Source organism: Acidobacteriota bacterium, assembly GCA_016196065.1.
Classification (GTDB): Bacteria; Acidobacteriota; Terriglobia; order Terriglobales; family Acidobacteriaceae; genus Acidiflorens.
On the sequence record JACPYL010000018.1, the window covers coordinates 284,947 to 296,919 of the forward strand.

General features: G+C 56.9%; 9 protein-coding genes. 5 read left to right on the forward strand and 4 right to left on the reverse strand.

Annotated elements, in window-relative coordinates; genetic code table 11:
* The first annotated feature begins 5 nt into the window (after positions 1–5).
* The 3 genes from HY010_17735 to HY010_17745 are packed head-to-tail and all read left to right on the forward strand — an operon-like array spanning position 6 to position 3,312.
* Positions 6–1,196: an ABC transporter permease gene (locus tag HY010_17735; GenBank protein MBI3477576.1), complete on the forward strand. Its 1,191-nt coding sequence runs from the start codon at positions 6–8 to the stop codon at positions 1,194–1,196.
* A gap of 53 nt (positions 1,197–1,249) precedes the next feature.
* Complete coding sequence (locus HY010_17740) at positions 1,250–2,617, forward strand: efflux RND transporter periplasmic adaptor subunit (protein ID MBI3477577.1); 1,368 nt, start codon at positions 1,250–1,252, stop codon at positions 2,615–2,617.
* Positions 2,614–3,312 (forward strand): ABC transporter ATP-binding protein, encoded by a 699-nt coding sequence (locus HY010_17745; GenBank protein MBI3477578.1) that lies wholly within the window; start codon positions 2,614–2,616, stop codon positions 3,310–3,312. The genes HY010_17740 and HY010_17745 overlap by 4 nt, the downstream gene beginning before the upstream one ends.
* A 131-nt stretch (positions 3,313–3,443) precedes the next feature.
* On the opposite strand, the gene HY010_17750 is transcribed toward HY010_17745, so the two are convergent.
* Both HY010_17750 and HY010_17755 read right to left on the reverse strand, forming a co-directional pair.
* Positions 3,444–3,962, reverse strand: a complete 519-nt coding sequence (locus HY010_17750; GenBank protein ID MBI3477579.1) for a hypothetical protein — start codon at positions 3,960–3,962, stop codon at positions 3,444–3,446.
* Between the two features lie 318 nt (positions 3,963–4,280).
* Entirely contained in the window at positions 4,281–4,679 is a 399-nt protein-coding gene (locus HY010_17755) for a PPOX class F420-dependent oxidoreductase (protein MBI3477580.1), read from the reverse strand.
* A gap of 228 nt (positions 4,680–4,907) precedes the next feature.
* Here HY010_17755 and HY010_17760 point away from each other — a divergent pair, with 228 nt between their 5' ends.
* Together HY010_17760 and HY010_17765 are read left to right on the forward strand one after the other, a co-directional pair.
* Positions 4,908–5,834 carry an S-adenosyl-l-methionine hydroxide adenosyltransferase family protein gene (locus HY010_17760; protein ID MBI3477581.1) on the forward strand — a complete coding sequence of 309 codons (927 nt, stop codon included), beginning with the start codon at positions 4,908–4,910 and terminating at the stop codon, positions 5,832–5,834.
* A gap of 66 nt (positions 5,835–5,900) precedes the next feature.
* Positions 5,901–9,107 carry a TonB-dependent receptor gene (locus tag HY010_17765; protein MBI3477582.1) on the forward strand — a complete coding sequence of 1,069 codons (3,207 nt, stop codon included), beginning with the start codon at positions 5,901–5,903 and terminating at the stop codon, positions 9,105–9,107.
* Between the two features lie 89 nt (positions 9,108–9,196).
* On the opposite strand, the gene HY010_17770 is transcribed toward HY010_17765, so the two are convergent.
* A complete protein-coding gene (locus HY010_17770) occupies positions 9,197–10,057 on the reverse strand; it encodes a purine-nucleoside phosphorylase (GenBank protein MBI3477583.1) in 861 nt (286 codons plus the stop codon).
* Positions 10,058–11,584 (reverse strand): adenosine deaminase, encoded by a 1,527-nt coding sequence (locus HY010_17775; GenBank protein ID MBI3477584.1) that lies wholly within the window; start codon positions 11,582–11,584, stop codon positions 10,058–10,060.
* Positions 11,585–11,973: the final 389 nt, after the last annotated feature.

The window sequence follows — 11,973 nt, forward strand, 5'->3', positions numbered from 1 at the left end:
AAACCATGGCGATCCCCATCAGCTACAACATCCGAAACCTGAAGCTTCGCAAAGGCCTCACCATCATGACCGCGCTCGGGATTGCGCTCACCGTGACTACGGCGGTGTTCCTGATGGCCCTGCTGGCCGGCCTGCAAAAAGCATTTGTCGCCAGTGGCGACTCCCTCAACGTGCTCGTGATGCGCAAAGGTTCGACCGCGGAACTTACTGGCGGCTTTGATGCGTCCCTGTTCCCGATATTGAAGACCTTACCCGGCATCGCCGTCGATAAACAAGGACAGCCTCTGGCGTCCGGCGAATGGGTTGTGGTCGCGGTTTTACCGAGAGAGAATGGCACAGGAGAGGTCAACGTTTCGGTTCGTGGCATCATGCCCTCCGGCGTCGCCCTTCGTCTGGACGAAAAAGGCAAAGACGGTCAACCGAAATTGAAGCTCATCGAAGGCCGCTGGTTCGCAACAGGGCAACGCGAAGTAGTCGTGGGAAGATCGATTCGCAACCGATTTTCCGGGACAAAAGTCGGAGACAACCTTGACTTCGCCAAGGGGCAATGGAAAGTCGTCGGCGTTTTCGATTCCGGCGGTTCCGCCTATGACTCCGAAATCTGGGGAGACCTTAACCAGGTTGCAGCCGACTTCGATCGCCAGGGCGGCTTCGGATCCGCTTACCTTCGAGCTACGGACGCGGTTTCGGCGGACGCGCTCAAGAATCGTGTCAGCGACGACCAGCGTCTGAAACTCGAAGGCCAGCTTGAAACCGCCTACTACGAAAAACAAACCAGTTCCGGCGGTGCCATCAAGTACATCGGCTTCCTGGTCGCGATCATCATGGCGATCGGCTCCAGCTTCGCGGCCATGAATACTATGTACGCCGCCGTAGCCTATCGCTCTCGCGAGATCGCGACGCTCCGAGTGATTGGATTCTCGCGGCCCAGTATTTTGACGTCGTTCGTGCTGGAAGCACTGTTGCTCTCCTTGCTAGGCGCGATTGTCGGAATCGTTTTGATGTTGCCGTTCAATGGCTTCAGCACCGGTATCGGCAATCAAGTTACGTTCAGCGAAACCGTATTCAGCCTGCAGATGACGTGGTCGGTCGTGATCACCGCAATCATCTTCGCGTTATCGATGGGACTAATCGGTGGATTTTTCCCGGCCTGGAGCGCTTCGCGGCAAGAGATTCTAGCGGCTCTGCGCGGCTAGGCAGAACCGATTTTTTGTAGCGTCCCGTCATCGCGGACATCGGACTACTATCAATGCCTACGGACACGAAACACGACGAATTACAAAACCTGCGCATCGACCACTCCCTGCGCGATGGCGGCGGTGAGCCGCCCGCATGGTCTCGCCGAATCATCCTCGGCGGCATTGCGCTGGTCGTTCTTCTCGGGCTAGTCACGCTCGCCTATCGTTTTCTCTCCACGGATGCACCTGAGGTTGAAGTCGTCCGCGCTGCCGCCGAAGGCAGTGACGTTGCCGGCGCCACCGTGCTTTCCGCCACTGGATACGTGGTCGCTCATCACAAGATCAACGTGAATTCCAAGGTCACAGGCCGCGTTGCCTGGATCGGCGTTGAGAAGGGCGACAAAGTTAAAGAGGGCCAAGTCGTGGTTCGACTTGAAGAGCAGGAATTCCGCGCGCTCTATGAACAGGCACGCGGCGGCTACGAAAGCTCGAAGGCACGATTGGCAGAACTGCAAAACGGCTCTCGTCCCGAAGAAGTGCAGCAGGCGGAGCACAATCTGTCCGAAGCGCGGGCTACCGCGGCGAATGACAAGATCAATCTCGACCGCATGCGCGATCTGGCGGCCCAAGGAGTGGTCTCCCGGCAGGTGCTCGACGATGCCACGGCTCGCAATGACGCATCGCAACAGCGCGTCCATTCTCTGGAGCAGATGTTCCAGATGTCGAAGATTGGTCCGCGTGCGGAGCAGATTCAACGCGCTCGCGGAGATCTCAGCCAGGCGCAAGGCCAAATGGACTACGCCAAGGCTCAGCTTGACGCCACTACGATTCGCGCGCCTGTTACCGGAACCATTCTCGAGCGCACGGCCGAAAAGGGCGAACTGGTCACCGCCCAGTTTGCCAGTGGCGCTGAAGGCGGACCTCGCGGTTCGGTAGTCGCTCTTGCCGATCTAAACGATATCCAGGTGGAACTCGACATCGCCCAGGACGACTTCGCCAAGCTCGGGCCCAAGCAGGAAGCTGCGGTCACTCTGGATGCTTTCAAGGATCGGAGCTATAAGGGCGCGATCGCCGAAATTTCGCCGGAAGCAAATCGGCAGAAGGCCACAGTCCAGGTCAAAGTGCAGATTCTCAATCCAGACGCGTACCTGCGTCCAGAGATGAATGCCACCGTGCAGTTTCTGGCAAGCGACAACAAGACGGTAACCAAAAAGCAGGTCGGCTCGTTCGTCCCGACGCAGGCTCTGCGTGACAAGGACGGAGCGAAGTTTGTGTTTCTCGTGCTGAACGGCAAGGTGATCCGCCGAGACGTCCACGTGCTTGGCCCGCGTTCTGGAGGCTACCTGGTGGATTCACTGGTCGGAGGTGAAAGCGTTGTCACCGCCGCGCCCGCCGACTTGAAAGATGGACAGACAATTCGCATCAAAGGACAGTCATGAGCGCAGATACAGCGAAGAACGGCAACGTAGTCGAAGCCAGTGGCGTCAACAAGATATTCAAGCGCGACGCATTTCAGGTTACCGCGCTCGACAACGTGAACATCAAGATCGCGGCCGGAGAGTTTGTCGCGCTCATGGGGCCATCGGGTTCCGGCAAAACAACTTTGTTGAATATGATCGCCGCCATCGATCGTCCCACGTCGGGCGAATTGAGAGTGCTGGGCGAAAATATCTTCAACTTGAATGATGCCCAATCTGCGCGCTGGCGGAATACGCATGTCGGCTACGTATTTCAGACCTTCAACCTGATTCCAGTCTTGACGGCGTTTGAGAACGTCGAGTTGCCGCTACTGCTGACGAAGATGAGCGCGCAGCAACGCCGCGATCACGTGCTGACCGCGCTGAAACTCGTCGGCCTTGAAGATCGCGTCAATCACTTGCCAAAGCAGCTTTCGGGTGGACAAGAACAGCGCGTTGCTATCGCCCGTGCCATCGTCAGCGATCCGACGTTAATTCTTGCGGACGAACCGACCGGCGACCTGGACAGCAACTCGGCAACAGAAATTCTTGAGATTTTGAAGCGGCTTAATGAAGGATTCAAGAAGACGATCGTGATGGTCACCCACGATCCACACGCGGCCAGCTACGCACACGTGACGCGGCATTTGGAGAAAGGCAAACTTCTGCCCGTTTAGAACGAGGAGTCTCTGGTGTAGAGACGCGGCTTGCCGCGGCTCCTCTGCCAGCGGCGAGTTTACCGCGTGGAAGAGACGTAACAAGCCGAGTCTCTACGCCATGTTCTTTACGCGCACGATCTGCAATGCCTCTACGCTCTGGCTTCAGAGGGCAGAGCGCTCACCGGGGAATCACTCTCGCTGACCCATTCCCAGACTCGCCGGCCGCGATCATTGGTAAGGCTGCGAGCCTCGCCGTAATCCACCAGACGATTGAGCACAGTCGTGACCGAAGCCATCGGATCCTTGTGCCGCAGTAGGATGTCCCCTGCGCGACGCTCCAGTTCCTGACAAACTTCGCGCGCCCCGAGCGGCGAGCGTGCCTCCATCAGGACAATCCGGCAGGCTTTTGTAAATCCTGGCTGTCTTCCATTCGGTTTACGGTCGATCAATTCAAGAAGGTCTTCGCCCAGCACATCATCGCCGAACAGATTGGCCAATCCTGAAATTGTTTGTTTGACCGTGCCAATGCGCTTCATGATATCTGCACGTTGACGCATTAGCTGACGAAGTTCATCGTGTGCAGCCCGCACTACCTGCTGCACCGGAACACCGCTTACGCGGGGGTCCATTGCGCCGGCGCCATCCCGGTCGAGCTTCCCCACATCCATATACTGCCTCCGAGCCCAAGGAACCATGCCCGTCACCCTGCGCCATGCAGGGTTCTGCCTAGGTCTTTAAGTACGGCAGAGGATTCGCGAAAGTTCCCGGATTAAGGGAACTCCCCCAAACAGCGGGGAATCCTTTGCACGTTTGGACTCACAAGGGAAGAAAACGTCACCACGGAACAGTCTGCTGTAATGAACCGTTTTAACAAATGCGCGAGTGCATGGCACTCGCGCTCCACATAACGGGATTCATCTACTGTTTCATGGATGATTTGGCTGGAACCGCCTTCTTGGCGGCCGGCTTCAACGCTTGTTCAGGGTTCAACCCATCACGGTTGTGTGTTCTGGCCGCACTTTGTACACCACGCGGATATCGCCCGGTTGCGAATAGGGATATTTGTCCAGCCCCATATATTTCTTCGCCATCTTGTTGATGTGAGAATCATCCTTCTGTTCGATGATCTCGACCACGGTGCCGCGAATTTCCATATACCGGTAAGGATTGTCGGGATCGATCACCGCCAGTGCGACCCGCGCATCGCGGCGCACATTGCGATCTTTCTGTCGTCCCTTGGCGGAATTGAAGATGACATGTTCGCCATCGAAGTCTACCCACACCGGCGTGACCTGCGGTCGCCCATCCGGCATCAGCGTGGCTAAACTGGCGAAGGCTTTCTTCTGGAAGAGATCCTGATACTTCTCGGGCATGACGTTCGACATCGTGCTCTCCTTCTGGATTTGACGATCCTGAGATCGCAGAAATTATAGATGGCCGGACCACATTCCTGCTTCCTGGTGCGGATCGCTCGCGAATTCACGGCAGCCCCTTGGGAATCGAATGCGGCCGCGATTACAATAATGGTTCCGTTCCCGGCATTGAAAGGCACCTCTTTGTTGCCTGGTGGAATCTCTAGTAAACTACTAGTCTTTACGGAGCAGATGGAGTCTATGCCATTGGCGTCGCAGTTTGAGCGGCGGTCCGCTGGGAGGGTTTTTCTTCTCAGCCTGGCCGCAATCCTATTCCTCGGCAGTCTCGCGTCCGCCCAGCAGCCCGCTTCGGGTTATCCACCGACGGTAGTGTTCATGACCGATTTCGGTGTGGTCGACGATTCGGTCGCGCTCTGCAAAGGAGTGATGTACGGCATTACTCCGAACCTTCGCATCGTGGACCTCACGCACCAGGTCACTCCATTCTCGAGTGGAGACGGCACGCGTTTCCTGTTCGGCGCAACGCCATATTTTCCCGAGAAGACGGTTTTCGTGGTGGTGATCGATCCGGGCGTCGGCAGCATTCGCAAGCCGGTGGTAGTGAAGTCGAAGCGCGGCCAGTTCTTCGTGTTGCCGGATAACGGCCTGATGACGATGGTCGAAGACCGCGATGGCATCGAAGGCGTCCGCGAAATCACTAATCAGGATTGGATGATTGGAGCGAAAATTTCTTCGACCTTCCACGGCCGCGACATCTTTTCGCCCGTCGGCGCCCACCTGGCCCGGGGTGATGACTGGACCCAGGTTGGTCCAGAACTAAAACAGCTCGTCCGCCTCGACCTGAAGCCCGCCAAGCTCGATGAAAAAGGCATCACGGGCGAAGTGATTGCATTGGACGGTCCCTTCGGCAATCTCGTGACCAATATCAGCGCCGAAGAATTCCTGAAACTCGGCTACCAGCGCGGCGACCAGCTCAAAGTCACAATTGCCGGCAAAGAAATTGCCATGCCATTCGTCAAGACATTCAGCGACGTCCCGCTCAATCAGCCGTTGCTGTTCCTAGATTCGCGCGGACGCGTCAGCTTTGCAGTCAATCAATCCAGCTTCGCCGCGACCTACGGCGTGAAACCGCCGCAGCCGCTGGTCATTCCCCGCAAGGGAAAGTAAGCGCCGTTTCAACCGCGCCAGATATTCATCGAGAGAGCGGGCCTTTAGCCCCAGAGGTCAAGAAATATGACATTAAAACGATATCGAAAACTTTCCTTCGCGTTCACACTTGCCGTCATTCTCGTACTCGCGCCCTCGACATGGGCGCAAAGTTTCCGCGGCTCGATTCGCGGTAAGGTCACCGATCCGAGCGGCAGCACCATTGCCGGCGCAACCGTTTCGGCGCAGAACACCGGCACGGGTCTGGTCCGCAAAGCCACGACTGGCGATGATGGTGGATACGTCCTCGCCGAACTACCGGCAGGCGTATACACGGTGACCGCCACCGCAGCAGGACTCTCCCCTGCCGCCCAGAACATCCAGGTCAACGTCGGACTCGATACCACCGCCAATTTCGACCTCACCAAAGTGGAGAAACGGCAGGAGCAGTTGAACGTGACCGCCGAAGCACCTCTCATCGACACAACCCGCGACGTACTGGGTGAAATCGTAGAACAGCGACTGGTAACAGAACTCCCGCTCAATGGCCGCGACTTCGGCAAGCTGGTCGCACTTGTTCCCGGCGCAACGGTAGAGCCCTCTGGCGTAGCCGGAACCCAGTTCGGATTTGGTCAGTTCAATATCAACGGCAATCGGGACCGTTCGAACAACTACAGCCTTGACGGCACCGACAACAATGACCCGTACTTCAACAATTCGGCACTGAACCAGGTGGGCATCACCGGCGCACCCGCATCTCTTCTCCCGATCGATGCCGTCCAGGAATTCAACCTGCAATCGCAGTTTGGCGCCGAGTACGGTCGCAACAGTGGTTCAGTGGTCAACATCCTGACTCGCTCGGGAAGCAACCAGCTGCACGGATCCGCATTCGGTTTCTTCCGTAACTCCGCACTCGATGCTCGCAACTTCTTCAACACCGAGCAGCGGAAGACCAGCTTCCATAACAGCCAGTTCGGCGCGTCGTTTGGCGGCCCGGTTATCAAAGACAAGACGTTCTTCTTCGGAGCGTACGAAGGGCAACGAGAGCGGGTTGGATCCGACTTCCTGCTCCAGGTACCAACCGTGGCACAACGCAATGCTGCGCGACAGATCGCTCTAGACTCGGGATTGTTGGAGAACGGTATCAACCCTGGACTGGAGACACTGCTTGATTTCTATCCTGTCAGTGACACGCCGTTCATTCCAGGAGTGGTGCGCGACAAGAACGATATGGACAGCTTGATCGTGAAGCTGGACCATAACTTTACCAGCACGCAGCAGATCACAGGACGTTACGCCTTTGCCCGCAGCGCGCAAATTTTCCCGCTCGGCTCCGCGGGAGGATTCGGCGACGGCTCTCGTCTAGCTCCCTTTGCCAACACTTCCCCGACCCGCGTGCAGGTCGTCTCCTTGAGTTTTCTGTCGACCCTGAGCAGTACACGCATTAACGAAGTCCGCTTCGGCTACAGCCGCTACCGGACATCGTTCAGTTCGCTCGACATCAATAGCGGTTTTGATCCTGCCTCGATTGGGCTCGACTTTGGCACAGGAAAACTCGGTGTGCCGGAGATCGACTTTTCGGCACCCATCGAAAACCTTGGCGCGCAAGGCTTCTCGATCCCACGCGGCCGAACCAGCCAGACCTATCAGATTCTCGATAACTTCACGTGGGTTCGCGGCCATCACACTCTCAAATTCGGTGGAGAATTCCGCCGCGCTGCGATTGACAACTTCAACGATAACCTCGAGCGCGGAATCATCAACTTCTTCCCCGTAGGCCTCGACGAAGATCCAGTTGTGGATACGCTCGCAAATTACTACTTGGGCGGCGCACCGGACGGCAATTTCTTCGTTCTCGCCCTTACCGGCGACACCCATCGCACCACCTACAACAACGGCTTCAGTTTTTTTGCGCAGGATGATTTTCGAGTGCGCCCCAACTTCACGTTGAATTTCGGCGTTCGTTGGGAATACTTCGGACCTCTGAGTGAGAAGAACAACTTGCTCTCGAATATTGGGCGAGACGGCCAACTCGCGATGGTCGGCACTGATGGATTGAACGGCGCCTTTAACAGGGATCTCAACAACTTCGCTCCGCGCGTGGGGTTTGCGTGGAACGTAAGAGAACATACCGTCGTTCGCGGAGCGTATGGAGTCTATTACGACTACATTCCGCAGCACTTGATGCTGGCGAACTTCACGCCCTCCGCCGGTATCGCGACGAATCCGATCGGTCCGAAGCCGGTCACCGCGTTGAACTTCAATTCCGACCCGTTCAACGGCAACTCAACGGGGCCGATCTACACTCTCGCCAGCGCTCCGTACAACATTTTTGTTACACCTCGCAATTTCGCGACGCCCTACGTGCAGAACTGGAACTTGAACGTCCAGCACTCGCTCAATCGCGCCGCCGCATTGGAACTGGGCTATGTCGGAAGCAAGGGCACTCGGCTGGTCAGACTTTACGACCAGAACCAGGCGGATGCCGATTTCAACTTCCCCAATCCCAACTACGCCAACATGCACACGCTCGCGACCATCTCGTCCTCGACGTACCACGCGATGCAAGCCACGTTTCGAATGAACGAGTGGGCGGGTTTCTCTGGTTTCACTTCCTACACCTGGTCAAAATCGCTGGATGATGCCTCCGACGGAATCGACTTCACCGCGGGCGCGGCATTTCCTCAGGATTCAACCAACCTCAAAGCCGAATATGGGCCTTCGACGTTCGACACACGTCATCGGTTCACCGCCGCGATCAACTACCGTGTCCCAACCTGGGGACCGCAGAGGCTCGGCGAGGGCTGGGCATTGAATACCATCATCACGGCACAGAGCGGTCGGCCGATACCGATTGTCACCTCCGACGACACGAGCGGTCGTTTCTACTTTAATCAGCGTCCCAACGTCGTACCTGGTGTCAATCCAATCGTTTCGAACTGGACGCCGGCGACCGGCTACTTGAATACGGCGGCCTTCTCGCAACCCGATTTCGGAACCTTTGGAAATCTGGGCCGCGACTCTATTTATGGCCCGAGGTATTGGAACATCGATTTCTCTGTGAGCAAGAACACGATGATTACCGATCGACTGGGCGTGCAACTACGCGCGGAATTCTTCAACATCTTTAACCATCCAAATTTCGCGTTGCCGGGCGGCGCCATCGTCTCACCGGGTGATACAAGCGTGCAAAACGGTTTCATCACTCAAACCCCTGACGTGGCGCAAGGAAACCCTGGCCTCGGCGGCGGCGGACCGCGCGTGCTGCAACTGGGGTTGAAACTGGTCTTCTAGAATTTTTGGAGTCGGGGGCTATTACAGAATCGTAGGTAGAGACGCGGCTTGCCGCGTCTCTTTTTCTGCCCGGCAAAACTCGACACTCGTCACTTCGATGCTTGCAACTCTGCGGAGATCCGCGGCAACACCGCTCGCAGCAGCCCGATAAACTGTCCCATCACACGCCGGCCGACTTCGAGGACTTCATCGTGAGCAAGAGGCTGGTCGAGAATTCCGGCTGCCATGTTGGTCACGCACGAGATTGCCAACACGTTCATTCCCATATGCCGCGCGGCAATCGCTTCCGGAGCCGTAGACATCCCCACCAGGTCGGCCCCGATCGTCCGCAGGTAGCGAATTTCCGCCGGGGTTTCGTAGCTTGGTCCAAGTAACGCTGCATATACACCCTCGCGCGGAGGAATCGAAAGCTTCTTTGCCTCTTCGAGCGCGATCTCGCGATAGCGTTTCGCGTAGGTGTAACTCATGTCGGGAAAACGCGGCCCCAATCGTTCGTCGTTGGCTCCCACCAGCGGATTCTGTCCCTGCAGGTTGATATGGTCCCGAACAATGACGAGCGCGCCTTGCCCATATTCCGTGCTGATTCCGCCGGCAGCGTTGGTAAGAATCACCGCGCGAATTCCCATCCTTCCGAACACGCGCATGGGAAACGCGACCTCGTTTGCGGAGTAGCCTTCATACAAGTGCACACGCCCCTGCATGACCGCAACGGGAACCTCGCCTGATTTTCCGATTACCAACTGCCCCGCGTGGCCGATCGCCGTCGAATGCGGAAAAGCGGGAATCTTTGCATAGGGAATCCGAGTGGCACTCTCCAGATCATCGGCGAACGCGCCCAGGCCGGAACCGAGGACGAGGCCGATCTGGGGTTGAAATGCAGTCTGAGACCGGACGAAGGCGGCTGCCGATTCGGCGCGCGTGAATAAATCTGTCGCTGAATTTTGCGCCATCTATTTCTTCTCTCCACTCCCGTATTGTTTTTCAAAGGTTGAGAAAGCCTGTTCCATCTGCCATTGCACGCAGGCGCGCTCGCTGTGATCAAGGACGGCCTGACATGCTGAATTGGGCCGGTTCGAGCCGTTCACGGACGCTGCGCAGGGGCCGACATTGGTTTCAGCTTTCGTGTCGTTCCACAAGCTCGCTCCCGCCATGAAGCCGTGTTCCAGGCTCGCTCGCGCCATCCGCTTCAAGTCCGAGTATGTCAGCCCGTAGGTCTCGACCGCCCGCAGGTATTCATGCGTCATGTCCGACCGCGACACGCCCAGATCATCGGTGGCGAGCGCTACGGGAACTCCATACTTCATGTAAACCGGCAACGGGTGGCGATCACCGCTCACTCCCAGGATAGAATCCGCCGACGTCAGGCAAACTTCGACTGCCACATTCTTCTTCGCCATTTCTTGCAACAGGCCAAGTGCGTCGTCTTCGTTCATCACTGATGTTCCATGCCCGATCCGCTCCGCGCCCGCGCGCTCGACCGATTCGCGAATATGGGAACGCAGGCCCTCGGGAGGAACCAGGCCCATCGCCAGTTCTCCGGCATGCAAAGAAATGTGTGTGCCCGGATAATATTTGCGCAAAGCCTCAATCATCCGCATATGCAGATTGAAGTCGTGCATCGGCGTGTACCAATCTTCCGGCATCACCAGGTTGAATCCCACAAACCGCGGGTCTGATTTAGCAAGTTCAAAACCGAGCACGATTTGCGCAAACACCATCTCGCGGGGAAGTCCGCGCAAAACTTGATACAAGTAGTGGATCGTGACATCGCAGCCTGGATCAGCTTTCGCCATGCCGCAGTGCAACACTTCTTTCTTGCGTGCCTCGTCCTGATCAAGCTGTAACCGCGTATGCGCGACCACGTCCGCCAACCCTTGAGACAAGAGCTGTTCGCGAAGTTTTGCGAAGTCGTCATCCCAACCAGTCTTTGCGCCCAGTGTGGCCGACTCCATGCCATCGGCGGTGTGCATCAACTCGACGTATTGCAGATGATTGGCAGCCGCCCGCGCCGCAACCTCCGCGATCGCGTTTCCGTAATGATGTTCAAACGCCGGATCGAACTTGTCGAAGGTGCCAAAGAAGTGGTCGTGCCCCGATTCGTCCTCGCGATGCCAGTTCCGCATCGACCAAGCATCGATCAACTGGTTGTAGAGCACATGATCCTGGTAGGCACAACGAACGGACGGCTTATAGCGGTACGTCTCGCACGAGTCGCACGAGGCCTTGATCAGTTTCGACGTCGCGCGATCGACGCACAACGCATTTTCCGAAGCCCAGTCGATCATGCTCTCCGCATAGATAGCCCCACTCAGGTGCACGTGCAGATCTCCACCCTTGGGCATCTGCTGGAGAAACGCCAGCAATAGCGACGGCTGATGACGGACTGATTCCAGGTAACTCGCCGTTTTCGCCTCTGGACTCTGCGCGGCACACAATGCCGACAAGACAAAGACAGCCGCTAAGCGAAGCGCCCACATCAGAACGTCCTCCTGCGAGAGACTTGCATTGTAATTGAGAAGAACAAACCCCTATCGCGACGGATCAGAGTGCGTCGACTGAAACCATGGCTTGCGAACGCGCTGCGTGCGCGTATTCTCCGAGTTTTTGCACAGACGGATTCCTCTCCTTTCACCACGATCGAAACCGTCTCGCTGTGAAAGAAAGCACAAAATACGCGATGAATACTGGCGATTTGCGGCTTCCCTCCGAGCCCGCTGCACCACATCCGCGTCACCGGCCTGTGGACGGCGTGCACTCGATTGATCCCCAAGCACTTACAAACCCAACAATTTCGTTGACGCGGAATTTAAAGAGCGTAAAACCATAATCGTTCTTTGACACGTTCTGAAGTTTTCCCGGTTGGTGC

What these genes read in the sequence shown, in the direction of transcription:
- HY010_17735 (MBI3477576.1), top strand. Translation starts at nt 6, where the DNA reads ATGGCGATCCCCATCAGCTACAACATCCGAAACCTGAAGCTTCGCAAA.
- HY010_17740 (MBI3477577.1), top strand. Translation starts at nt 1,250, where the DNA reads ATGCCTACGGACACGAAACACGACGAATTACAAAACCTGCGCATCGAC.
- HY010_17745 (MBI3477578.1), top strand. Translation starts at nt 2,614, where the DNA reads ATGAGCGCAGATACAGCGAAGAACGGCAACGTAGTCGAAGCCAGTGGC.
- HY010_17750 (MBI3477579.1), bottom strand. Translation starts at nt 3,962, where the DNA reads ATGGATGTGGGGAAGCTCGACCGGGATGGCGCCGGCGCAATGGACCCC.
- HY010_17755 (MBI3477580.1), bottom strand. Translation starts at nt 4,679, where the DNA reads ATGTCGAACGTCATGCCCGAGAAGTATCAGGATCTCTTCCAGAAGAAA.
- HY010_17760 (MBI3477581.1), top strand. Translation starts at nt 4,908, where the DNA reads ATGCCATTGGCGTCGCAGTTTGAGCGGCGGTCCGCTGGGAGGGTTTTT.
- HY010_17765 (MBI3477582.1), top strand. Translation starts at nt 5,901, where the DNA reads ATGACATTAAAACGATATCGAAAACTTTCCTTCGCGTTCACACTTGCC.
- HY010_17770 (MBI3477583.1), bottom strand. Translation starts at nt 10,057, where the DNA reads ATGGCGCAAAATTCAGCGACAGATTTATTCACGCGCGCCGAATCGGCA.
- HY010_17775 (MBI3477584.1), bottom strand. Translation starts at nt 11,584, where the DNA reads ATGTGGGCGCTTCGCTTAGCGGCTGTCTTTGTCTTGTCGGCATTGTGT.